The sequence below is a fragment of the Actinoallomurus bryophytorum genome, assembly GCF_006716425.1.
Classification (GTDB): domain Bacteria; phylum Actinomycetota; class Actinomycetes; order Streptosporangiales; family Streptosporangiaceae; genus Actinoallomurus; species Actinoallomurus bryophytorum.
On record NZ_VFOZ01000001.1, the window covers coordinates 2,869,830 to 2,896,723 of the forward strand.

The following is a 26,894-nucleotide window of genomic DNA, read 5'->3' on the forward strand; positions in this document are numbered from 1 at the left end:
TCCGTCGGAGGCCTTGAGATCGAGCGGACCGCCGGCTCGGTCGCCGCCCGGGGAGAACTTGGCGTACATCCACGCCTGCGACCCGTCTCTCGACCTGGACTCGGCGGTGCCGATGTAGCCGTGTGAGTAGACCAGCAGACCATGTTTCCGCCGGCGGAAGAGCACCTTCGGCTGCGACGTCAGCAGTGCCTTCAGGTTGATCTCGACGTAACCCGTCAGGAGCCAGCCGACGGGAGCGACCAGGTACAGGGACTTCCCGCCGAGCACGTCGTTCCAGATCGCCTGGTCGCGCCCGCGCGCCATGATCGCCTGCAGCGCGTCCACGTTGCCCTGCATCCGGCCGATCCGCCGGCCCCTGCCGTCCCAGATCTCCGCGCCGGCCGCCAGCAGGCCCGGTGCCACCTGCTCGACCATGGCCCGGATGTTCTGGTAGGTGCTCCGGCCGTTGTCCCAGTCCAGATACTCGATTCCGGAGTGTCCGAGGAGGCGGCCTTCCGGATCCGTCCTGGTGAGGTACTCCGGCAGCACGACCCGGTCCGGGGAGAGCCTCGGCTGGGACAGCTTCTGCTGGAAGGCCGTGTTGAACTCGTCCCGTACCTGAAGGGAGGTGATCGGCACCGCGCCGTCGGCATGCCGCTCGGCCAGGACGCCCACCAGCGGTGCGCGGTTCACCGGCAGCCCCACCGGCGGCTCGGGGACGTCCCGGTGCCAGCGCATGAGGGCCCGCGCCGCCACGTCGCCGCTCAGCAGCTGGTCGCCGTCCAGCCAGGCCCGGAACACCTCGCCCAGCCGCTCGTCCGTGAGCGGCTCACGGCCCTCGGCGTACGCGATGACGTCCGCCGGCATCGCGGGCGTCGCGTACGTGTCGTGCGGGGCGCCGAGAGTCCTGCCGAACGCGGCGTTGAAGGCGTCCCGTACGCCGTCGTCGCGGATCTGGGTCGTGCCGGCGCGGTGCATGCGGGTGAGCGTCTCGGCGAACCTGGCCGGCCGTACCCGTACGTCGGGCACCTGCTCCTGCCGGCGCACCAGGATCTGCGCTATCAGGTCGCCGCTGTACCGCTGGTCGCCCTTGCGCCACGCGTCCAGCACCTCGGCCAGCCGCCGGTCCGGCAGGGCCCCGCCGCGGCCGTTGGCGTACCCGACGATGTCCGCCGGCGCCGCGGGCCGGGCCGGCCCGGGCCGGGCGTCGAGCCGCACCCCGAAGGCCGCGTGGAAGCCGTTCCGTGTCCGTGCGGTCCGGACCCGTGCCGCACCGGTGTCGTGCATGCGGGCCAGCGCGCGGACGAACCTGTCCCGCCAGACCCGCATGTTCTTCGGCAGGGTGGGCGCCTCCTCGTGCCAGCGCGTCAGCACCCGCGCCACCACGTCGCCGCGCAGCCGCAGGTCGCCGGCCTGCCACTCCCTCAGCACCTCGACCAGCCGCTGGTCCGTCAGCGACGCGCGGTGCCGGTTGTAGTCGACGACGTCGGCCGGCGCCGCGGGCCAGGCGGACGGATCGCGCGGTGCGGCGAGCCGCTGCCCGAAGACCCGGTTGAAGTCGTTCCGGATCCGCTGGTCCTCGATCTCGGCCATGCCGGTGCGGTGCGTGTGGGACAGCGTGTCGGCGAACCGGGTGGTCCGGAGCTTCCCGGCGAGCTCCCCGTTCCAGCGCGTCAGGACCCTCGCGACGAGGTTCCCCTCCAGCACGAGGCTGCCGGCCTGCCAGCGGCGCATGGCGTCCCTGAGGTACCGGTCGGACAGCGGCAGGTCGCCTTCCGCGTACTGCTCCATGGCCTCGGTCTCGGGCAGGACGAACGCCATCGTCCGGGGCCCGACGCGCACCGTGCTGTGCTCCGGGCTGCCGGTGGGCACCAGCTTGGCGTGCTTCTCCATGCGGCTGGTGACCTCGAACGTCGCCTTGGCCAGGAAGACCACCCACCGGTCGAAGCTGAGCTGCAGACGCTCGTCGCCGCCGACCGTGCCCTTCGTACGGGACCGGTTGTGCTGCCAGTGCCGGTTGACGTCGGTCTCTCCGGTCAGATGGGCGGGCCCCGCGTCACCGCCCAGGGCGAGGTCGAGCTGGTCCCAGGTCCAGCCGTGCGAGCTGCTGTCGGTGATGCGGCTCTCGGCCAGCCCAAGAGTGATCTTGCCCAGGACGCCCGGGTCGGCCGAGATCCCGCCGAAGGTGACGTCGTTGATCTCACCGCGGATGTCCATCGCGCCGAACCGGTCGCGGAACACTCCGGACTCGAACGGCCGGTCCGTCGTGTACTCGTGGTTGAAGATCTCCTTCGCGTGCGCCCGCATCTCGATGTTGCTCGTGAAGGTGTTCCGGTCCGCGGCCGCCGACCCGGCCGGGTCGACGAGGCGGCCGAGCGCCTGGACGGCGTCGTGCACGCCGGTGGTGTCGAGGAAGTAGACGGTGCCCTGGTCGAGCACGGTGGCCGGCGCCCGGCCGGGCTTCGTGTCGCCCGGCTCGGTGCCGAGCGGCAGCACGTACAGCTCGGCGGTCCCGTTCTTGACCTGGATCGGCGCCGGGTCGCGCTTGCCCTTGCTCACCCGGCCCTGGCGGCCGGAGTGCTGGAACGAGAGGTGGATCGTGTAGTCGCTGTGCGTCCGGGCCACGATGACGCGCTCTCCGGTCTCCCGGAGGTCGGGAAGGTTGGTGAGGTAGTTCAACGCGTCCGTGGCGCCGACGATCCGCTGATACTCGATGCCCATGACGGCGGCCTTGAGTACCTGGAAGAGCCCCTTCATCTTGACGCCGATGGCGACCTTCCGCGAGTGGCTGACGGACATGCCGGCGCTGTCCATGCCCATCGCGAGGTTGACCGTGTGGAAGTCCTTCGTGGTCCGGAGGAACTCCGGCGCGCGGCCGGCGGTCTGCCGCCCGACGATGCGGACCTCGACGGAGTCGACGTCCCAGTCCACTCCCACGCCGCCGCGCCGCTTGCGGAGCGTGAAGGTCATGCCGTCCTGGTGGACCTGGTCGTAGTGAGAGTCCATGCCGCGGCTGGAGACCATCTTGTCGAACAGCCGGAGGTTGTCGACCTGGCTGTCCGTCTTGTTGCCGTGGCCGTACCACGTGTACCCGTCGAAGGGATGGTCGTCGTTCTCCGGCAGGAAGCCCATCTGGCGCAGCGTCGGCCTGATCGCGTCGTCGATGTTCTGGACGGTGTCCAGAGACACGCTCGGCCGGCCCGTGCCGACGAAGTTGCCCTCCATGAGCCACTTCGGCATCTTCCTCTTGGCGGGGTCGGTCTCCTGCCTGCTGGTGGTCCGGATCGCGTCGTCGGCGTACTCCTGGGTCCGGCCCTTCTTCGGCGGCTGCTTCAGCGCCGCGCGGTCGACGGGGAGGCCGTGCTCGTAGGCGGCCGCCTCCGGCGTCCGGACCAGCGCCTTGCCTCGGATCCGGGGGGTCGACCGGCTCGCCGTCGTGTTCTTGCTGCCGCGCACGCTGACCGTGCCCCGGTGCTCGAACGTCATCTCGTACGCGGCGGTATTCGAGGTGTCGCGCGGTACGACGACGTTGAGGCCGGTCCTGCCCGCCGAGGTCGTGCTGGCGTTCGTGGACGTGTACGAGAGGGAGCCCATGACGCCGAGGCCGGGGTCGGGGTTCCCCGGCACCGGCATCAGGTCGAACTCCACGCTGGGGAGCGTCAGGGTGCTGGTGTTGGTGAGAGTGTGACTGCCGCTGATGCCGTCGATGGCGGTCCGTACGTTCTCGATGTGCGACAGGTCGCTCGTCGTGCCGACCCGCGGCGCGGCGGCGAGCCGCCGGGAGCGCACCGTCACCATGGCCACCGGCCGCCCGTACCTGTTGTGCAGCTCGAAGTGGTAGCCGGTCCGCTGGTTGACGGCGGCGTCCAGATGCATGTTCAGGTTCCACAGCTTCTGGAGCAGCTCCCTGCGGGTCAGGCTGCCCATCGGCAGCTTCAGCCCGTTGTTACGGAGCGTCGCGACGATCTCGTCGAACAGGCGGGGCAGGTTGGTCATCCCGGAGGCGAAGAAGAACGCCGGCAGCTTCGTGTCCTTGACCCTTGGGCCGGTCGCGGTGATCTGGTCCGGCGCGTTCTCCAGATAGTGGTCCGGAATCCACAGGAGCAGCCGTTCGCTGGTCGAGGCCTTGATCTTGTGGACCGGCGTCGTCTCCCAGCCCTGCTCCGGGTCGACGCGGACCTTGAACGACCAGCGCCCGGTGTAGGAGATCAGCTTCGACTCGGCCCGGTTGTCCTCGACGCGGCCGCCCTCCGCGTCGGTGATGAGGACGCTGGACCTGTTCGACTGGTTGGTGGTGCCGGACAGAGCCCCGCCGACCTTCACCATCTGGAGGACGAACGGCGTCGCGCCGATGCCGAAGGTCAGTGCTATCGCGCCGCGGGTCGCCCCCGTCTGCCCTGAGTGGACCTGCACGTGCGCGCCGGTCGCGAAGACCGAGTTGACGGTGCCCGTGGCCTTGTGATCGCCCTCGACCTTCGGCAGGGCCGACGGCGCGAGCGTCGAACCCGCCGGGTTGTTCACCGTGTGCGGGTCGACGGGATCGAGGCTGACGAGCAGTTCGCCGTTGCCGATCGGTATCTGCAGGCCTTGGGTGCCGTCCTCGGCGTCGGTGCCGATCAGGTACGGGTAGTTGGACAGCAGCCGGTGCGGCAGCAGGTTGAAGTCGCTCTCGGTGAAGCGCGCGCCGGCCTGGACCAGCTCCTGCCGGATCCGGCCCATGAGCGCCGCCATCTGGGGCAGGCCCGTGCGCGGCACCCCGATCGAACGGATCATCGGGTTGAGGGCGATCGGCGTCATCGCCTGCGCGGGCGGCTCCGGGACCTCCGGGGGTACGGGCGGGAACGGCGGTTTCTCGTGCCCGGCCGGCGGGTCCGAGACGACGTCGGGCGGCGAGGGGTCCGAGACGGGCTTGGCCTCGTCGCCCGGTGGTGTGATCTTGTCGTCCGAGACGGGCTTGACCACATCGCCCGGTGGCGTCTCGCCGTCCGACGCGGACTTGACCACGTCGCCCGGTGGCGTGTCGCGGGTGGGAGCGAACAGCCCGTTGGTGAACGGCCGCGACTCCTCCTCTCCGGGTGCGTACATGTGGAACCACTCCTCCTCGGGGAGCGGTCCGGTCTCGGTTTCGCCAGGGCGGCGTGGCCGCAGGTCACCGGTCTTCTCGTCCAGCACGGCCTCGTGCCGGGAGGCCAGCACGGGCTCTTCCATCGCGTTTGTCAGCGACTCGGCGATCGACGTGCCGTCCTTCATCAACAGGAACGGCGACAGGCCGGGGGCCTTGCTCGTGATGGCCGCGGCCATCCTGGCCGTCGTGATCTCCCGGTTCTCGTACATGACGTGACCGTCCCGCGTGGCGGCGAAGACGAACACGGTGCCGTCGAGGCGTAGCTTGTCCAGACGGAGGAGCATCTCGAGGTCGAGCTTCAGTCCGCTCTCCAGCGCGCCCGGCAGCCAGACCGCCACCACGCGGCCGTCGACGACGCCCACGCCGGTCTTCTCGATCACTTCCTCGACCGGCATACGGGACAGGGGGCCCGTCCTCGCCGTGTCGCCATGACCGGCCGGGTCCAGCACGGGCTCCGGCTTGGTCTCGGACCCGGCCTCGGACACGGTTTCGGTCTCGGACTCCAGGTCGGACTCGAAGCCGAGGTCGGACCCCAGGTCGCGCTCTGACATGAGGTCCGACTCGGATATGAGGTCCGACTCCGACACGATGTCGGACTCGGGCTTCTCGTCGGCGGGGAGGTCGTCGGCGAAGCGCACTCGCTTCGGCGCGGCCACGTCGGCCGGGGGCGGCGGTGGCGTGTCCGCGACCAGGCCGCGCGCGAGCTTCTGCCCCGCCGCGGTGCCGGACCGGGCGATCTCGGCGGCGACGAGCCACCGCCACTCGCGCGGTGCCTTCTCGCGTGGCGGCCCGGTGAGCGGGTGGGTGATGGCCTCCCGGACGATGCGATCCGTCTCCGGGAGGAGTTGCTCACGCCGGACGTCGGACAGCAGGCTGAGCGTGAGGCGGGCCCGGTCCGGGTCGTGCCGGGCGAGCTTCGCGAACGCGGCCACGATCCGGGTGTTGGCACCGGGCCGCACCGCACGCGGAACGCCGAGGATGTCGGCGGCGAGCCGCCGGGCGCCCAGGTGCCCGGACCAGGGGATCTCCGCGGCCGTCAGTGTCAGGGCGGCTCGCAGTATCCGGGCCTGCCCCCGCTGGGCGGTCGGCGAGGGAAAGGCTCCGGTCAGTTCGTGGATGATCAGCCGGGCCTCGTCGAGGATCCGCTGGTAGTGGTCGCCTTCGCCACTCCGCATCGTCTCCAGCGTGGACCGCGCGAGCTCCAGCCGGCTGTTGTCCGCGAGGATGCGCATGTCCGGCTGGAACGGGATGACCGACGTGTTCAGATCGGGCGCCAGCCGGCGCGCGAGCGCCTCGCCCGCGGCCCGGCCGGAACGAGAGATCTCGGCCGCCACCAGGTCCCTGGCCTCGGACAGCGGAGTGCCGTGCGGGCCGCTCTCGTGAGGCGAGGGCACCAGGCCGACCAGGTCACCCATGATTCCATCCGCCTCGGCCGAGACTTCGGCGCGGCGTTTCTCCGTCAACCCGCTCAGCGTGGTCTGCGCCCGGTCGAACACCGCGTCCGGCCCCAGCCGGAGCACGGGCGGGGCCGGAGCCGGTTCCCGCAGGGCCGGGTCCCGCGCCAGCCGCCGTGCCAGCGCCTCACCCGCCGGGCGCCCCGCCAAGGCGAGCTCGGCCGCCAGCAGCATCCGCGCCCGCCCCAACGATGAACCCAGCCGTCCGCCCGGCTCCCCGGACGGCAGCCGCCCGATGAGATCGCCCAGGAGCACGTCCGCGTCCGACATGGCCTTCGCGCGGCGCTCCTCCGGCAGCCGGTCCAGCGTCGCCCGTACCCGGCCGGCCACGGTCTCCGGCCGGAGCCTCAGCACCGGCAGCGACCGCGCGCTGCCCGGGTCTCGTACCGCGGGGTCGCGCGTCAGCCGCTCCGCCAGGCGGTACCCCGCCGCCCTGCCCGAGGCGCCGACCTCGGCCGCCACCAGCACCCGGGCCCGGCCGAGAGGCGTCGCGAGCAGCCCGCCCGGCTCCTCTGACGGCGCGCGGCCGACGATGTGCCGCAACATGATGTCCGCGTCGCGCATGGCCTGGGTACGGCGGTCCTCCGGCAGCTCGTTCAGCTCCGTACGCGCCTGGCGGACCGTCCTCGGCTGCGGGGGCTCCGGCGGGATCGTGGGAGTGTCCGCAGGGGTGGTGACGACGGTCTCGTCCTCGCCAGGCCGCGGCTCGAGCGGAGAGTCCGCAGGTTCGAGCGGCTCGAGAACCGGCGAATCGGGCGGAGACTCCGGAGGCGTCGACACCTCGGTGACCGGCGACTCGGGCGGAGTCGTGTCAGGCGTGGAGGTCAGGCTGGACGTGGGCGTCGTCTCGGTGGACGTCGGCGACTCAGGTTCGAGGCCGACGGAGTCGGTGTTCGTCGTGGACTCGCCGCTGTCGCGTACGGGCTGTTCGAGAAGGGTGGCGGAGCCGTCGCCGGACCGGTTCTGAAGCGTGCCGCCGGACGGGCGGGTGCCTGCTCCCGTTCCCGACGTCATCCCGGTGACATCGCTGAGGCGGACCACCTTGGGCCCCGAGCGTGTCTGAGTGATCCGGAACTTCGACGGCCCGAGCTTGGCACGCGCCGCCCTGGCGGCCTCGCGATCCTTGTTGCTCAGCCCGGGGATCCCCCGGCCCTCACCGTCGCCCGCACCGAGCACGTGACCGGAACGGTCGAACGGTTTGACGACCGCCGCCGGACGCTCAGGGGTCGGCGGATCGTGGATGGTCATCGGGGCGTTGCCTGTCCCCCGACCCGGACGCGACGAGCCCTCCCCTTCCGGAAGGTCGTTGATGGTCATCGGGGAGTTGCCCGTGCCTCGACCCGGACGTGACGACTCCGACTCCTCTCCTTCGGGAAGGTGGTCGATGGTCATCGGATCGCTGCCCGTACCCCGGCGTGGTCCCGGACCCGGGCGTGCCGCGCCCTCCCCCTCGGAAAGGTCGCTGAGGGTCATGGGGACCCCGCCGAAGCCCTTGCCCGTACGCCGCGCGGCCGCCGGGGGCACCCGGACCGGCTCGGTACGCGAGGTCTGACCGTTCGTCTCGCTCGCTGGTGGCTTCTGGACGTCCTTCTCGACCGGCTCCGGTTCCCAGCCCTCCCCCACGTCTTCCACGCTGGGCGGCTCGTACCTGCCGAAATAGCGATCCTCGGGAGAGAACTCCAGCCTGACGAACGTCTTGTCGAAGGAGAAGGAGTGCTGCTGCCAGTCACTCTCGGCCGTCAGGCCCAGCGGGTCATCGGTGGCCGGCGTGGCAGGGTCGGTCAAGGGGATGTGGACCGCTTCTTCGCCTTCGGCCCAGGTGGGCCTGAGGTAGATGCCCGACTCCCCCGCGGAGATCGTGTACGGCGCGGCCTCCACGTCCGGTGACTCCAGCAGCTCCCGCAGGGTCTCGATGTTGCGGACCTGCCCGATCCAGCCGCTGTCGCCCCGCAGGAACGCGCCGGTCGGGGTGTGCACGAAGTCGTCGCCGAACCGCACCCAGCCGTCCGCGGACAGCAGCCGGCCGTCGGAAAGCATGATCAGGCCGGTCTCACTGACCTCGTAGCGCAGCGGCGTGGAGCTCGACTCGAGCGTGCGCGTCCACGTGAGCCAGCGCTCGGCGGTCTTTCCCTTGTACGCGGCTACCTCGTCGGCGGGACGCATGGCGAGCTCGCCGTCGCCCGGCTCGCCGTGGCGGGGCTCCCCGACGGTCAGCTCATGGCCGATCGTCCAGTGCGCGGCGAGCGGCTCGATCCCGGTGTCCGGTGAACCGCCGAGGAGACGACCGCTCGGCGGACGGTGCGGCGGAATCAGGTCGGCGAGCAGGGCCGGGTCGTTCGTCAGGCCGCGCGGGGCGAACCGCGCGTCGACCCAGTCGTGGAGGTCGGCCGCCTCGCCGTCGAGGATCTCCTCGGGTACCTCGTGGCCGGGTTCGTCGCCGAGCCCGGCGAACCGGAACGTGGACAGGGCTCCGTACAGCGACACCGAGCTGGTGGCGATCTCGGCGCGCAGGAAGGAGGCGTTGTCCTCCAGAGTGAGCCCGAGGGAGCCGAGGACCCGGAAAACGAACTCCGTCTGGTCGGACATGCGGCGGCCGGGCCGGTAGCCACGCTCGATCATCTCGTCGAGCCAGCGTTCCTCGTATCGGGGGAACGGACGGACGATCGAGTGCCAGCCGAGCAGGTTGCGGTCGGCCGAGACGACCCTGCGGTACGCGGACATGAGCACGTCGAGCGTCCAGCCGGCGTCGTCGTCGAGCCGTCGCCGTACCTCGTCCGGGGAAAGCGTCCCGGACGAGTCGAGCTCCTTCAGGACCGGGGACGTGCCCGCCCTGCCGTTCGGGAGCTTCCGGTCCAGCGCCTGGAGGGCCCGGCGGACGGGGCCGATCAGCCGCCGGTCGGTGGCCAGCGCGGCGGACAGCGCCCGGTGGTAACGATCGATCGCGACGTCCCACTTCACGTCATCGTAGAAGTGGGAGAACCGGACCTGTCCTCCGTCTTCGGCGAACCGCTGGAACGACCGGAGCCCCTGGAGCGCGGTGTTCTCGGCCTGGGTCTGCTCCAGCGGGTTGCCCGCGAGGCGCTCCGGCTTCCCGAAGTACCTCTCCAAGAGCTGCACGATCTCCGGATCATGCGCCCTCAGGGCCTCCGCGTCGTGGAGACGCTCCAGCTTGGTGTCCAGGTCGACGCCGGGGTTCACCTCGAAGAAGGTGGACACCGCCTGGGCGAAGTACTCGTACACGTCCGTGGAGGAGTAGTTCTGCCGCCCGGGCCGGGCCGGGTTCGTCAGGTCTCCGTCCGGCCAGCCCGTCGGCTCGCCGTACCGCGCGTCGAAGTGGGCCTGGAGCCAGTCCCGGTCCTTCGCGCTCAGCCCGTACGCGTGGAACAGGTGGGTGAACTCGTGCACCACGCCGTTGGTGCCGTGGCCCAGATCGCTTCCGACGAGGACCGCCTCGCCGGTGAGGTTCTCCTCGGGCGACGCGGCGACCGTACCGAACCGCACGCCGCGCTGGATGTCCATGGCCCCGCCGCCGACGTACTCGCCGGCGTCGGCCGTCCAGGGCTCGCGGTTCGTCAGGCTCTCACCCCTCGGGGTGATCATCATCCGCGCGCCCTGGTTGAGCATCGTCCGGGCCGACTCCGGGGCGTGCCGCAGCATCCGGGTCATGAACCGTACGGCCAGCTCCCGGCTCGTGCCCCGCATCTGCGTCTCCAGCGGCACCTGGAGCATCAGCCGGGCCGCCGTCTCCGCGAACTCCTCGTCCTTGCCCTTCATCAGGGTGGCCAGTCGGTCCACGAAGTCACTGCTCGAGGCCAGCGTCTCCCGCTGCGGTTGCGTCAGGCCGGCCAGCGCGTCCCTTCGAGCGCTCATGGACAGGCTCGCCAGCCGGTCCGCCTCGACGGGGAGGGAGGCGGGCCAGTCCGACACCGTGGGGAACCGGTAGCCGGGGTTCGCGGGCGTCGACCCCGGCGGGCCCGACCAGCTCGGCGGCGCCTTGACCGCCGGGGTGCCGGCGCCGGAACCGGGAGCGAACATGATGCCGCCCTGGCCGCCGGCCGTCGCCCAGACCGGAGCCTGGGAGAGGACCGTGTTCTCCGGGCCGTACTCCTCCAGCAACTCCTCGAGCGTGGTCCGCCCCAGGGTGCCGGACGCCTCTCCGTCCGCCGACAGGTCCGGGGTGTTGCTGAGCACCTGCTGCCGGCCGGACTCATCGCGTGTGCCCAGGGCGAAGGCGACATGGTGAGCGTCGCCGATCGACACCCAGTGCCCGCGTGGCACCGGCGGTTCGACCCTCAGGTCCGCGGAGAGACGGTGCTCGGCCGGCTCACCCGCGCTGGTGAGATCCATGAGCGTACGGTCGTAGGCGTCGTTGGCCGCCGCGAGCGCGCCGTCGTCGAGCTCGGCCGCCGTGGCCTCCTCGAACGCGACGCGGGCCGCGTCGGCCGCCGCGACGTCCAGGCCGGCCAGCCACGTACGGCTCACCGCCCCGGCCCGGAACGCCGTGAGCAGTATCGCCTGCTGGAAGTCCATCGACCCGGACGACGTGGGCTCGGGCCCGCCGTGGACGATCCACCGCGCGAAGTCGTTGGTCCTGCCGGAGGCGTCCACCTCGGCGAGACGGAACTCGTTCTCGAGGTCCGGGCCGGAGCTCCGGACGAGCTCGTAGCTCCCGGCGGAGTCCTGCGCGAGGTCCGTCACCTGGGCGATCTCGGCGTCCGGCGGGGTCGCGGTGCTCGGCGTGCCCGTCAGCCGCCGGGCGGCCACGAGGTCGATCTCGCGCTTGACGCTCTCCTGGAGACGGTCGACGGCGGCGCTCCTGGCGCTCGGGAGACCCTGTTTGGAGAGTCGCCACCGCTGGATCGCCGTCAGGATGTTCTGGAGCTGCTGATCGTTCTGGTCGAGCCTGCCGGGGTTCGGGCGCCCTCCCTGTTGCCAGCGGCGAATCGCCATGTCGATGGCCTCCATGGCCACCGAGCGAGGCCGGAGCCCGCCCAGGCGCGACTCCGTCTCCCAGTCCTCGATGACGTCCCGCTGCAGGTCCGTGGCGTGCGGCTCGGCGTAGTGCCACAGCTTGTCCCAGTAGCCGGTTACGACGTCCCGTACGGCCTCGCCCTCGATGAGGTAGCCGAACTCCGCGAGCTTGTGCGGGTACAGGTTGTCCGACCCGACGTAGTAGACGGTGTCGTCCGCGATGTAGACCTTGGCGTGGTTCGCCGGCTCCGGAACGGTCTTCTTCGAGGTCGCGGTCCAGGAGCCGGGCTTGTATCGGCGCGCGATGGTCTTCTCCGGCGGGTTCGGCCAGGCGTACCCGTGCGCGCTGCCGTCGAGTTCGGTGAAGACGAAGGGCGCGACCTTCAGCCGCCCCAGGGCGCCGTCGACGAGGTCGTCGTGGTCTCCCGGCCCCCGGGACTCGGCGACGACGGTGCGGACGAACCGCTTGATCATGGCGTACGTGCCGGGGGCGCCGAACCCCCAGCTGTAGGCCCCGTTCACCGCGCCCGCGTTGGCCGAGGACACGACGATACTGACCTCGAGCTCCGGGTTCCCCACCAGCGCCTCGGCGATCCACCGGATGACGTGGTGGTCCTTCTCATCGGTGAAGCCGGTGAACGCCAGGTCCTGCTGGCTGATCTTCAAGCTGTGGCGTGCGCCCTTGATGACCGCTTCCTTGGCGACGTCGCTGGCGTCGTCGCCGAGGAATCCGGCGCGGCCGAGCGACAGGGCCCGGCCGGGACGCCACTGAGCCCCCTCGCCTCTCTCCAGTTCCGACGGATCGGGGCGGGGCAGGTCCTCGTCCAGCCGGACCAGGGCGAGCCGGTTCCGCGCCGGGCCGGGCGGCAGGGTCTTCGTCCCGTAGTCCGCGCCGATCTGCCGGACCGTGAGGTCACCGCCGCCGTTCGTCCACAGGTAGTCCGCGAAGGCGTGGGCGTGCCGGACACCCTCGCCGATCATTTCCACGGAGACGTCGTGGACCGGCGGATATCCGCCGTACGTCTCCGCCCAGAGATTGTGCCCGCCGACCAGGCCCACCGCCCCGTCGGCGGCGACGATCTTCGAGTGATTCCAGAGGCCCTTGAGGACCTTGGACAACTGCCCGGCGAGGACGGTCATCCGCGCCATCGGCACCTTGTTCTTCTTGAGGAAGCTCCCCAGGTCCTTCACGAACTCGGCGAAGGTGTCGCGCATGGGGACGTTGCCGAACAGGAAGCGCACGACGACGGGCTCTGCTCCGTCGCGAGAGGCGACCTCGAGAAGCGCGTCCTTCGTCGCCTCGAGGATGCGCCCGGTCGGCGGCAGGAGGCTGACGACGTCGACCAGCCGCGTACCCCGGCCGATGATCCCGCCCACGGTTCGGGCCAGTTCGTCGACGGCCCGGGTGCCGAACGCCGCGATCTCGTCCTTGTCCATGGAGACGCCCCACATGTCGGGCGTCTGGACGAGCCGGATCAGGTTGTCGGTGCTCAGCGCGTGCACACGGTCGTCGACGCCCGCCTCCGTGAGCGCCCGCTCCAGCCGGTCGGGCATGGTGCTCATCGACTCGTCCGGATCGTGGGTGAGCGCGCCGCCGGACTCGCCCTGGAGAAGGCCCGAGGACTCGGGGACCGTGACGACGGCCTTCCCCTTGCCCTTCTCGCCGCCGGCGGGAGTGGCGGCGGTGACCCTCGTGGCGAGCTCCGAACGGGAGACCGGGGAGGCCGGACCAGCGCTCTCGGTCCAGGGCGCGCGGCCGAGGAGCTTGCTCATCAGGCCGCTGCCGCGTACTTCGTCCAGCGCGCTGTGCGGAATCGTGGAGGTCGTCCCCGTGCCCCACTGGCGGCGGAAGTAGCCGAGGCTGTTGTCCAGGTCACGGAGGCCGGCGTCGACCGACGCCGACTCCGGCAGGCGCAGGTGCTCGCGCCACAGCCGCACCCGCAGGTCGGCCACGAGCGAGCGTGAGCCGCCCGGGTGGACCATGGCCACCGTCACCTCGGACTCGTCCCCGACCATCGAGCGGTCCCAGAAGTTGGCCGACCCGATGGAGGCGAACTCGTCGTCGACCAGGACGACCTTCGTGTGCACCTTGGTGTCCCGCAAGGTGAACAGGGCGAAGTTCCTTCGCTGTGCCGGGCTCAGCCCCTGCAGCACGAACGTGTCGATCTCCGCCGACACCTTGGGCGTCGCGTCCGCCGACGACTTGGCGCCCCGGCCGGGGAAGCCCTGCGTCACGAAGATCACCTTGACGCCCCGGGCCAGCGCCCTGGAGACCGCCGGGAACAGGATCTCGTGCTTGTTGAAGACGTTCCCGACGTGAGACGGGTTGAGCGTCTGGTCTTCGACGTAGATGTACCTCTTGGCGGTGTCGATCGCCCTCGTCAGGCCGGTGACGATCTCCTTCACCCCGCCGGCCGGCAGCGTGTGCCAGCCGAGCTGGAGGGAGTCGCCCAGAGGAGTGATCCGCTGCGGGCCGTAGCTCCGCCAGACCCGTGTTCCGGCGTCGCCGTACGACCCGCTCGACGTCCGCACCGGCTTCGGTGCGGACGCCGGCACGAGTTCGCCGGGCTTGGCGATGATGGAGGGGTTGTACGGCTTGTTCTGGCCGCCCGACCAGTAGTTCCGGCTCGGCAGCGTCGCGGCCTCGTCCCAGCGCGTCCAGAAGTTCCGCAGCACCTCCTCCGCGGCACCGCCCTGCAGCTGCACCCCCGCGTCGTGCGTGTAGTTGTGCTCCGGGGCTCCGTCGTGCCGGACGTCGGTGAACCGGTTCGGCGCGTAGTCGATCCCCCCGACGAACGCGTGCAGCTCACCGGTCGACGCGCTGTAGGCGACCGTCGTCTTCTCGTGCCGTGAGTCGAACCCACCGCCCCAGTCGATGAGGACGCGGTCGGCGAGCGGGGTCCGGCCGTTGCTGCCCGCGCCGCGCAGCGTCTCCACCGAATGCAGGTTGGTCTTCGCGAAACCGCCGATCATCGTCGCGTACGGCGCGTGCCGGAGGTCCGGATGCGTCAGCGGCCTCGTGGACAGGCCGAGGGAGTGCCGGGGGATCGCGACGACCACCCGTACGTCGACGCCGGCCTCGGCAAGGGCCACCAGCCGCTCGCCCAGATTCATCTCGCCGGGGCCCGTACGCAGCCGGGTGGCGAGGTTGAAGTACCAGGAGTTGATGTACAGGCGGTCGCCCGGGCCGTGCAATGTGTCGAGGACCTTGGCGATCGCCCCGAAATACGGGCCGCCGTCGACGTGGGGGGTGATGACGGTGTCGGCCAGGTGCGCGGCGCCCAGCCCCAGTGTGGGCGGGAAGAACCGGTCCTCCAGCTTGGTGAGGGCGGCCGGATCCTGGTCGTGGAGAGCGGCGTCCGAGGAGAGCTGGGTGGCCGGCCCCGGGCGGTTCGATCCGGCGGTGTCCCGGAGGTCGGCCAGATCCGCCTCGACCGCGGACTGGAGCCGCCCGACGGCCACGTCCCGGCTGCTGGCGCCGGCCTTGGGCGTCCGCCACTCGTCGATCGCGTAGAGCACGGCGCGCATCGCCTTGACGTTCGTCCGGTCGTTCGCCAGTCTCACCACCGCGGCGTCGAGGTCGCGCAGCGCCGAAGAACGAGACGTGCCGTCGAGCGTGGCCCGGTACTGCCAGGTCCCGATGATGTCCGTCCCGTACGCGGGCGTCGACCGGCTCGGGACCAGGGCGGTCTCCGCCTCGGCCGCCCCGTGGTCCCTGCCCCCGGCTCCGAGCCACTGTCCGTGCGGCCACGGCTCCGTACGCGCCACGATCGCCGCGCGCGGGAAGCCTCCGCTGACCGGCAGGAACTGGAGGCTGCGGAAGTCGTGGGGCAGGTCCGCCTCATCACGCGACTGGCCGTCGAGGTAGACGACCCGGCCGTTCCGGTTGACCGCGGCGACGATGTGGTCCACGTCCGTGCCGTGCGGGCCGATGAGCACCATTCCGTGCGCGCCGGGGCCGGCCGCGATCAGCGCGTCCTCGATCGCCCAGAACCCGGGCACGTCCACCGGTTCGCCCTTGTCGAGGTTGGCCAGATACTCGTACGGCGACCGGGCGTCGGGTGGCACCTGGAAGTAGGCCAGCAGCTCCGGATCCTCGGCCGGATCCAACCGCGCCTCTTCCAGCGTGAGGTGCATGGCGATCCCGATGAGCAGGCAGTTCGTCAGGTAGTCTCCGCCCAGCTCGGCCAACGGGTTGATCTTGCCCAGCCACGGGAACGCCCGGCCGGTCTCCTCGGATCCGAGCTTGAACTGCGACCACGTGAGCGCCCGATCGGGCGCTGACGTGAGGTGGGTGACCGGCTCCGGGGCCTCGGCCGGATCGGTCCGCTGGAGTTGCCGCTCCGGCGCGGCGACGTCGGTGGAGACTCGCCGGGTGAGGGCCGGCGGCGCCCACGGCCCGACGGGCGGGACGCTGCGGGCGTCGACCGGGCTGAGCGCCACTTCCTCGTGCTCTCCCAGGTCGGGCGGGGTCAGGGCGGCGAGGAGCTCCGGGTCGCGCGTACGGTCCCACGGGGTGAACTCCGACTCCAGCCAGGAGTACAGGTCCGTCGCCTCGCCGGCCAGGATCTCTTCCGGCACCACGAAGCCCGGGCCGTCGTTCGGCGCCGCCCCGCCCCAGGCCCGCAGCGTGTCGAACACCGGCTGGGACATCGCCGTGCTCCAGGAGATCGCCGCCTGGAGGAACAGCCGGTCCTCCTCCGGCCCGAACCCGAGCTTCCCGTAGACCTGGAACAGCCACTCGGTCTGGTCCGGCGGCAGGAAGTGCACGCGGTAGCCGCGCACGTCCCGCATCTCGGCGAGCCACTCTTCCTCACGCGGGCCCCGGGCCTGGGGATGCACGTCCCACGCGTCGCGCAGTGCCTCCGCGTGCAGGTCGACCGCCCGGTTGAGCGCGGTCATGACCTCGTGAAGGCTCCATTCCCCCTCGCCGTCGAGCCGCCGCGTCAGCTCCTCCGCCGGATACGACGAGAAACCGGCCGCGGCCTCCTCCTCGCCCATCCGGCCGGCGAGCGTGTCGAACACCCGGCGCGTGACCTCGCGGGCCATCCGCGACACCGCGGGGTCGGTCGCCGCGACCCGTCCCATGGCGTGCTCGTACGCGGCACGCGTCGCGGGCCAGGAGCCACGTGCGTACACGTGTCCGTGCGTCACCGGCAGCACGGGAGCGCCGTCGGCGTGTGGTGCGCTCGCCGCCCGCTGCGGCCAGGCCGGTGGTCTGGGCAGCGCCGGCGCCGTCTCCTCCAGGCCGCTCGGGGCGACCGTCGCCGGGCCACGGGCCGACTCCTCGTCCCAGGTGAGCCTCCGCGCGATCTCGGAGAAATACTCGTCGGTGCCCTCGGCAGGCCGGGAGACCGGTGCGGGTTCGCCGTCACCGCGCAGGTGGGGCGGGGTCAGCTCGGCGTGCAGGCGCGGGTTCAGGGTGCGGTCGCGCGGGGTGAACTCGGTGTCGATCCAGGTGTGGAGGTCCCTCGCCTCGCCGGTCAGGACGTGCTCCGGCACCGCGAAGCCCTGGTCGCCGAGGCCGGCCGTGTGCCAGGCCCGCACCATGTCGGACAGCGGCCGGGACACCGTCGCGGCCCAGGCCATCGCCGCCTGGAAGAACAGCCGGCTCTCCTCGGGGCCGAGACCGAGTCCTCCGTAGACCCGGAACATCCACTCGGTCTGGTCGAGGTCCGAAGGAGGCTCCTCCACCATCTCGATCAGCGTGTCGTGGTAGTGGTGAACCGCCTGGTGGAACGCCGTCATGACCTCGTGCAGGCTCCACTCCGAGCGCTCGCCGAGCAGCCGCTCCAGCTCCTCGGCCGGGTATGTGGAGAAGCCGGTCGCGGCCTCCTCCGCCCCCAGGTGCGGGGCGAGAGTGGTGTACAGACGGTGAGCGGCCTCCCGGGCGGCCCGGACCACCTCCGGGTCCGCCGCCGGCACCCGGCCCACGGCGCGTTCGTAGGCGCCGTGGGCCGAGGCCAGGGAGTGGACGGAGGACATGAGCGCGTCGGCCGGCTCGTCCCGCATCGGCTCGAAGGACAACCGCCGCAGGAGCTCCTCGTGATACGCGACGACCTCGTCGCGGCCCTGCTCGCCGCCGCCGACGGCGCGTTCGGAGGGTGCCGGGTCGGTGGACAGCTCCATGGCGTGCGGAGCGGCGCTCTCGGCCAGCGGGATGTGCACCGCGGGTCCGCGTTCGGATCCGGCCGGCGCGAGGTACAGGCCCGACGGCCCGGCGACGAGGGTGTACGGCGCGATCTCCGCCGGCTCACGCGGCGCGTCACGCAGTTGCTCCGCGTTGTCGGCCTGGCCGATCCAGCCGCTGTCGGCCCGCAGGAAGGCACCGCTCGGCTCGTGGAAGAAGTCGTCGCCGAACCGCCGCCAGCCGTCCGGCGAGAGCGTCCGCCCGTCGGGGAGTCTGATAGAGCCCAGCTCGCTGACCGCGTAGGTCGCCGGCGCGGAGTGGGACTCCAGGGCACGCGAGAAGGTGAACCACTGCTCCGCCGACTTGCCCGCCGCCGGCACCGGCACCTCATGGGCCGGCACGGTCGTGACGTCGCCGAAACGACGGACTCCGACCGTCAGCTCCCGCCCGATCGGCCAGCTCGCCGCCAGCGGGTCGACCCCGGTGTCCCGCGACCCGCCGCGCAGGCCGCCCACGCGGTTGAGCTCGATCTCCCTCGCCTCGACGCCGTCGGCCAGGTGCCACTGGGCCGCCTGGTCGGCCGGCCGGAGGACGCCGCCGCCTGGCAGGTAGGTCACCCAGGACGTCGGCCGGCCCTGCGCGTCCAGCGGAAGCCAGAACGTCGCCGGCGCGCCGCCGTGCCCGGGCTCCAGCGCCAGCGGGGCGGTGTGGATCCGGACGTCGTGCAGGTCGGCGAGCAGCCGCAGCCCGAGCACCGTCGCCTCGGAGTGCTCCTCCGAGGCGAGGATCAGCAGGTCGGTGGCGCCGAGTTCGCCCAGCCGCGGCATGACGTCCGCCGCGAAGCCCTCCGGCGTGCCGATCCGGCTCAGGTCACCGGCGTAGACGAACGTCCGGCTCGGGTTCGCCAGCGGCAGGGCTCCCGTGGCCATGAGCAGCTCGCCCTGAGGGCCGAGGCGCCAGGCCACGAACGTCTGCGGCAGGTGGGTGAGCAGCCGTTCCCACCGCGCCCACTCTCTGTCGCTGAGGTCGGCACGGCCGAAGACGAGGTTGCCGTCGCGGACGATGTCGCGGGTCCGCACCTCGTCCGGGTCCCGGAGTTCCTCGTGGGCAGGCTCGTGGTGGTGGGCGAAGACTCCGGTCTCCGTGTCGACGGTCCCGGCGTGTACGGCGGGGGTCTCGAGCGTCAGCTCGACGCGCGGCTCGCCGGTGGACGGGTCGGTTACGACGCGGACGTCGGCGACCTGGTGCTCCTCGGTGTCCAGGGCGTAGTACAGCTCGCCCTGACCGGACGCCCGCCCGAACGTTCCCGTGGCATGGACGATCTCGCTGACGCTCGTCAGGACCACCCGGCCGGGCCCCGGGCCGCGCTGGACCTGCGCCAGGGCCTCCTCGGCCGATCCCCAGACGCGCCAGATGCCGGGAGCCGGGAGCTTCTCGCCGGCCGCCGGATCGGCCGTACCCGTACCCGTGTGCCACCACGCGGCCCACACCGTCCGCTGCTCCTGCGGGAGCCGTACGACCGCCCGGCGGGCCATCGTCCAGTGCAGGTCGGCCACGGGGTCCGTGCCCTCGGGCGGCAGATGGGGCAGGGCCAGCAGAGCGGCGGCGCCCCGTGAGGTGAGCCCCGCCTCTTCGGCGGCGGCCCCGAACTCGGCGGGGAGGGTCCCGCTCAGCCGGTCGTAGGCGAGAAGGTGGGGCGGCGTCAGCTCGGCCGCGTTCTCCGGGTTCGCGGCGTTCTCGATGAGGTCGAAACCGTTGTCGAGCCAGCCGGCCAGCTCCGACGCCTCGGTCGCCAGCGCGTGGCGTACGGGCTCGCCGCCGTAGCCGGCCCGGTGCCAGGCGAGCACGATGTCGTACACAGGCTCGCCCATGGGCACCCGCCAGGCGATCATCGCCGCGAGGAAGTCCATGCCGTCAGAGGCGGGGTTCAGGTCGGCGTGGACGGCGAACATCTTCTCGACGTGGCCGAGGGGAGCCTCCGCCAGGCGATAGCCGCTCGCCTCCATGCGCTGCCGCCACCAGGCCCTGCGCGGTCCGGGGTCGTGGGGCCCGATCCGGTCGATCCTCGTGCCGTACCGCTGGGCCGCCGTCTCCTCGAACAGCCTCATCGTCTCGGCCAGGTTCCGCCCCGAGCCGTCGGCGCCGAGCCGGCCGACCGCGTTCTGGGCGGCGGCGTGGGTGTCCTCGTAGCTCGCGAGCAGCGTCGCGACGGCCTCGTCGTAACGGGCACGCGCCTCCGGCGACGTCTCGCGGTAGAGAAGGTCGAGGGGTGCGGGCGCCGCCGCGGGAAGGGGTTCGCCCGGCGCCGGGGCCTGCGCCCGTAGCGCCGCGATCGCCTCTTCGAACTGCTCGATGTCCTCGGGGGTGGGGCGGTACAGCCGCTCGGCCCGCGGATAGAGCTTCAGCGCCAGGCTCGTGACGCTCTTATGCAGTTCTCGCGACTTGACCGCATTGACCTGTGGCTTCCCGACGGCACGCGCCTCCACCACGACCTTGCCAAGCGTGCCGCCGCTGGTGTCGAGCCGGTTCACCGTGGTGAGGTCGAGGAACGCGTCCAGGCGGACGCTCAGGTCGCCGGTGACCCCGGCGACCAGGTAGTCCTTGACACTGACCGGTTTGTGGTTCGCGACGAGACTCAGCAGATCGCCGTTCGGGACCTCCGCTCCCTGCTGCTGGGCGAAGTGGTCGTAGTAATCCGGGACCCGGGTCAGATACGACATCTCGAACGCGTCCAGGAACGCCTCCCGGTCGGCGCTCAGGAAGGCGCGGGCGCGCTCCGGCAGGTCACGGAAGCCGAGGCCGGGGTCGCGGCGGATCAGGGCGTTGGCGTTGGACTTCTCGTTGCCGGTCCGGATGAAGCCGGTGAGCCGCGCGGCGGTGTGAAGGTAGAGCTTGGCCGCCTGGAGCCGGAGTTCCTGCACCGCGACGTCGTTGATGTCCAGCCACGGGTACAGGTCCCTGGGGTTCTCGGCCATGTGGCCCAGGTGGTCCCAGGACAGGAAGCGCGCGGCGATGTAGTCGCCGAAGTCCAGCGCGTCGGTCAGGTGGAGGTTGGCGAGGGAACCGACGCTCTCGTCCCGCCAGCTCTGCTCGACGAGACCGCTGAGGAACGAGTGGCCCACCGCGGGCGGCACGCCGATGTTGAGATGGTCGTGGGAGCCCGCCGGAGCACCGATCGGCCGCGGCCCGATCAGCCAGCCCTTCCCCTCCTCGGTGATCCTCCAGTCCTTGGGGAGGGTGTGTTCGAGCGCGCGGTTGGACGGCCCGGCGGATCCGGTGGATCCGCCGGATACCCGGTCGATCGCACTCTCAAGTCTCGCCTCGGCCTCGAAGGCCACATCCGGATCGGCGTACTCGGTCTCCTGCGGAAGGTCCCGCAGCACTCCGAAGATCACTTCGGGGACCATGATGATCCGCACGGCCGGCTTCGACCCGCCGGCGGGCAGGCCCGCCGGAGCCGTCTCCGCGAGGGCGGCGACGGCGTCGTCCTCGGAGACGAAGGAGCGCCCGTCCGGTATCTGGAAGACCTTCTTGGTCTCCACGGTCAGCGCGGCGCCGTCCGGGCCCTCCGCCAGCACGACGTTCCGCAGCGGTTTGGTCGCCGTCCAGTTCGCGGGCGGCGAGAGGGTGGCCCAGTACTCTTTCTCCTTGCCCGAGCCCTGGCCGCGCATGCGGACCGGCTCGCCGCCGTTGAGGTAGGTCCGCGCGATCTCCCCACCGGCCTGCCCGAGCGTGCGCCGGAACGAGGAGTCCAGCCGCTCGTACCGCTCGGCCAGCTCCGCCCGCAGACTCGCCGCCTCCTGACCCGTCACCGGCCGGTCGGGGGCCGTCTCCGCCAGCTCCCGCTGTACCGCGTCCCACAGCGTCTCGGTCGCCGCGTCGTCCAGGAGCGGCCGTTCGCCGCGCGGGGGCGGGGTGAGGGCGCGCGGTTCGGTGACGGGGTCGGTGCCGGGCTCGGTCAGCGACGTCTCGGCCGTCTCGGTGACGGGCGGCGTCTCGACGGGCGGCTCCGGCTCGGTGAGCGTCCGTTCCCCGGCGGCCTCCGTACGGCCGGCCGAGAACGCGTCGTCGGTGCCCGCCTCGTGCTCGGACCAGGTCGTGGACAGGTCCCGCGGCGCCAGCAGGACGCGGACGTCCTCGAACGCCTCCTCGCGGAACGTCTCGCCGGTCCGGTTCAGCCATGCCTCGTCGTCCGAACGGTGGCCCTCGCTCAGGCCGTGGAACGAGCGGCCCATGCCCCTCAGGGCGTCCGAGGCCGTCGCCTCGAAGTCGAGGTGGGCGGGCAGTTCGGCGGTGAGCCGCTCCATCCGCTCGTCCCACACCTCCACCCGGCCGCCCAGGTCCTCCGGCCTGCGCGCGGCGGAACCGAAGACCTCGTCGTAGGCGCCGAGCGCGCGCTCCACGAGGCCCGACTGCGCCCGTGTGAGGCCGTCCCCGGACGGCATCCGGTCCGGAGGCCGGCGCGCGGTCTCGTCGCGGAAGATCTGCTCGGTCCTGGCGCTCACGCTCTGGCGCCCCGCCTCCACGCCGAACCACACGTGCATCCGGTCCGTGCCGACGGTCTCGTCGTACCAGGTGCGCCACTCTTCGAGCCGCTCGGCCAGGGGGCGTTCCTGCTCGCCCGTGAACAGCTCGCCGAACCGGTCGTTGACCGAGCGCCCGATGGCGGTCTGCATCGACGAGCGCGTCCCCTGGGCCAGCGCGGTGCTGTACTGGAGGCCGAACCGCTCGCGGAACCCCTCGCTCAGCCGCGGGTCGGCCTCCCACGAGGTGTACCTGGTCTCGAAGTCCTCCACGACGCGGCTCAGCGCGCCCTCACGCGCGGTCTGCTCCGCGAGACGGGACGGCAGCGCGCCGACCTTCTTCGCGAACGTCTCCTGCCATCGCGCCTCGTGCTCCGGGGTGACCTCCTCACCGCGCGGGAAGTGCTCGTCGAATGCGGTCTCCAGCTCCTTCAGGTTGTCGGTCAGCACCTGCCGGAGCCCCGCCTCGGACGGGTTGCCCTCGCGTGCGGTGAAACCCTCCAGGAGAGCGCCGTCCTCCTCGGAGAGGTGGCTCTTGTACGAGGTCGCCGTGTCCTTGAGGATCTCGGCGAAACGCTCCTGTTCGGGGACCAGGCGCGCCCGGCGGTCGACGTCCACCCGCATGTCGTCGAGCAGCTCGGTCAACCGGGTCTCGGCCGTACGACGGGTCGCCGCGATGTTCTCGTGGATGTCGGAGGACTGCGTGAAGATCTCCCGTACGGCGTCGTCCCAGCGCCGAGTGAACTCCGTGCGCTCGGCCTCGTACGCATCGTCCGGGACGGGCCGGGTCAGCCCCTGTCCGGAACCCTCCTCCTGGAAGTCGGCCCGGCGGTGCCAGGCGTCGACCCGCCACTGCTCGAATGCGCGATGACCGCGGAAGATCGCGATCTGCCGGGCGGCCTCCAGATCCAGCTCGGCGGGGAGCTCGTCGATGAGTTCCTGCCGGTCCCGGTCGCCGGCCAGGAGCCGGCGCTCGAACTCCCGGCCCATCCGCTCCTTGATCTCGTTGAAGGACGGGTCGTTCCGCGCCTCGGGGTGCTCCCGCGCCCAGGACTCGACGGTCTCCTCGAAGGCCGCCCGTTCCTCCGGGGTCACCTCGAACTCGGCGAATTCCGCGAGCTCGGCGTCGCGCTGGGCGAACAGTTCCTTGTACCTGCCGTGCTGCCGCGTCTCCGCCGCCCACAGCGCGTGGACGCGCCAGTCACCGGGCGCGATCCCCTCCGGGGCGGGGACGAACTCCCGGCCGCTGCTCTCGGCCTCCCGGATGGCGGTGTCGGTGAGCTGTTCGTCGACGTACTTCTGGCGGATCTCCTCGATCCGCCCGTTCGCCCACTCGACCGTCTCACGGGACCTGAGCCGCGCCTGACCGGTCACCTGGCCGGCCGAGACGCGCGCGAACTCCTGCCGGGCGAGGTCCCGGTTGTGGGCGACCTCCTCCAGGGCGGTGAGCCGGCGTTCGTAGTCCGCTTCCAGGCGGGACCTCAGCTGCGTGTCGAACGGCCGGGCACGCGCCAGTTCCATCGTCTGCCGGGTGAGCTCGGTCTGCTCGTCCCGGTACCAGGACTGGGTCTCGGGCGCCCATTCGCGGTCCGGGCCGTGGCTCTCCGCCGCCTGCTCCAGGCGGCGGCCGAGTTCGGCGATCGGCCTGGCCTGGGCGTTCAGCCGCAGCGCCTCGTGCCGGACGCTCTCGGTGAGCTGGGCCGCCTCCGGCGCCGCCTGGTCCGTGAGCGCCGCCTGCTCCTCGGTGTAGCGCGTGCGGAGCCGGGTGAGCTCCTCCTCGTGCCAGCGGCGCGTCGCGTTGTCCCACTCGTGCGTGCCCCGGCCCAGGTCGAGGCGGCCCTCGGGCCCGTCGACGGCGAGCGCCGCCTCGAACGCGCGGTTCGCGGCGGCCCGCTGCCGCCACTCCGTACGGGCCTGTACGTACTCCCCGCGCAGCTCCTCGACCAGGCGGGCCCGTTCGGCGTCGCCCCGCGCGGAGCCGGTCAGCTCACGGACGAAGCGTTCCCGCAGCGCCACCACGCGGGGGTCGTCGCGGAAGCCGGCGTCCCGCTCCCCGAACAGCGTCCGCCGGGTGCGGATCACCTCACGGTCGAACACCTCGTGCGCGTCGGCGACCGTGTGGGCCTCGTCCAGCCACCGGGTGAGCTCCTCACCCAGGGCGGTCCGGCGGCCGGGATCGGCGGCCCATCGCTCGGCGAACCGCCGGCGCAGCGCCCCGACGCCGGAGGCGGGAAGGCGGGCGGCGTCACGCGGGTGGTCGGCCACCTGCCGTTCGAACGCGACGTACGCCTCGTCGCGCTGGGCGATCTCGGCGCGCAGCCCGTCGAGCTCCTCCCTCATGCGGCTCTCCGCCTCGACCATCCTGGTCGAGCGGGGCGCGGGAGGAGGCTCGGTCACGGTCTCGATCTCGGGCACGGACACGTGCACGGTTTCGAGGAGCGCCGTCTCGACCGGCTCTCCCTCGTCCGGGACGTCCTCGACGTACGCCCGGCGGTTCTCGGAGTCGCGCGGCGGCCCCTCGGAGACGGTCGAGGGACGCGAGCTCTCCTCCGTCTCCGGCAGACGCCCGTGCTCCTCGGCCGGAGCGCGGGTGACGTCCAGCTTCCCGAAGTCCAGGGTCCATTCGGGGTCCTCACCCGACCGCTGGTACACCGCGTCCCGCGCCGACACCCGCGCACGCAGCGCGGCGAGATCGGAGCGCGCCGTGCCGAGCAGCGCCGTCTGCTCATCCGGGGTCATCACCCGGTCCCAGCCGTCGGCCAGGCCCTGCCGGAGCGCCTTGAGCCCCTCCTCGTACTCCTGCCGCGCGCGGAGGGAGGTCAGGGACGGATGACCGGTGTCGTAGTCCGTCTCGGCCCGCGCGCGCAGACCCGCCACCCGCGTCGCGTCGACCTGGGCGCGGAAGTTCGTCCAGGTCTCCCGCAGCGTGGTGCCGAAGACGTCGCCCTGGGTCCGCTCCTGCTCCAGCATGGCGGGAAGGTCGCGCGCCACTCCGTGGGCCTGGTGGAAGATCTCCGCCGACTCCGCCCGGAAGTCCTTCGACGTCTCCTCGAACGTCTGGTCCGTCATGGCGTACCGGCGACGGGCGCGGCCGGTGAGCTCGCTCACCTCGCTGGTCAGCTCGTGGAACCGCTCCCCGCTCTCGGCGAGCACGCGGTCGAGGTGCGCCTCGAAGGCCAGCCGGTCCTGCAGGGAGGCCCGGTACGGCTGGAAGTACTCCCGATCGAAGGCGGCCTCGCGCCGCGCCAGCTCGGCACGGGAGAAGACGCCGGTCTCAGGGCGCCCTACCACCGCCTTGTGCGCCTCGGTCATCGCCGCGTGGAAGTCCGTGCCGACCCGTTCGACGTGCTCGGCCGGGCCGACCAGGCCCGACAGCGCCTGGTCGGCCCGGCGCAGCACCGCGGTACGGGAGGCGTGCTCGTCGAACCGCGCGGCGATTCCCTCGTTCAGCCGTTCGTAAGCGGCGGTCAGCTCGGCGACGTGCTCGCCCCATTCGTCCGCGGTCAGCTCCGAGGCGTCACGGCCACCGAGGAGCCGCGTGTCCTCCGCGCGCAGGTCGTCGCGCAGCTCCGCCAGCACCGCGTCGTGATCGAGATCGCCGCTCCGCTCCGGCCCGGCCTGCTCACGCCAGACGCTCTCCTGGCGCTCCATCTCGTCGCCCGCGCGGGTCAGCAGAGCGGTCTCGGCGGCCTTGGCGCGCAGCCGGCCCGCCCAGCGGTCGTCCAGGTCGCGCAGTTCGTCGGTCAGCTCGGAGCGCCGGCCCTCCCAGTCCTGGTGAGTTAGCGTCCGTGTCTCCTCGCCGCCCGGCAGGGTCCGCGTACGGGCCGCGAACTCCGCGTCGTAGTTCGCGCGCAGAGTGCGGGCGTCGGCGGAGGCATGGTCCAGGCCCGCCTGGTCAAGGAGGCGGCCGAAGGTCAGGTCCGCCTCGCGCTCGAGCTCCGTGCGGGTGCGCAGGCCCCGTGTCAGCTCGTTGATCCGCGCGTTCGCCTCAGTGTGGAACCGGTCCCACACGCTCGGGTCGACCCGCTCTCCCCGCATGCCGAGCCGGTCCGCGATCCCGCGTACGTCCGACTCGACCTCGGCGAGGAAGCGGGTTCGCGACCGCGCCTCGGCGGACGGAGCGAAGCGCTCGCCGAGGTCGCTCGCGTCGAACGCGGTCTCGGCGCTCGCCCGTGCCAGGCGGACCGCGGCCTCCAGCTCCAGCTCGTCGGGCAACCCGTCGGCCAGGTCCTGGAAGCGGCGCTCGAACTGCTGCCGGGAGAGCGTGCCGTCCAGGTGCTGCTCGTACAGCGGCCGCCAGCGGGCGTCGAATCGCTCCCGCACGTCGTCGGTCCATGGCCGCGACCCGTCGGTGTCGATCCGGGCCTGCTCTCGTACCATCCGGTCGGCCACTACGGAGACGTCCAGGTCGTGGTCGAACTCCGACAGCCGGGACTCCAGTGCCCTGGCCAGTCGCGTGGTGACGGCCGGGTCGTTCGGCTGCTCGACCTCGGCGTGGACCGCACGGTAGCCGTCGGCGACCGGGCCGACGAGATGGTCCGGGACGCCGGCCCCGCGGGCCAGCGCCTCCGGCTCGAAGCGCGTGTCCGGCCGTAGCAGTGTCTCGGCCGTCCGGTCCGGCGACCCGGCGTAGCCGGTGTCCGCGAACACCGTCTCCAGCTTGGTGCGCAGCCGCTGGGACAGGGGCTGCCGTTCGGGCGCGTGGTCCTGGC

1 protein-coding gene (only partly in view) is annotated in these 26,894 nt (G+C 72.0%); it reads right to left on the bottom strand.

The whole window is internal to a toxin glutamine deamidase domain-containing protein gene (locus FB559_RS13375; protein ID WP_141955915.1) on the bottom strand: the coding sequence, 46,323 nt in all, runs 17,394 nt past the left edge and 2,035 nt past the right edge, and what appears here is coding positions 2,036-28,929 — codons 679 (partial) to 9,643 (complete); reading right to left, the first codon wholly in view occupies positions 26,890-26,892. Both the start codon and the stop codon lie outside the window.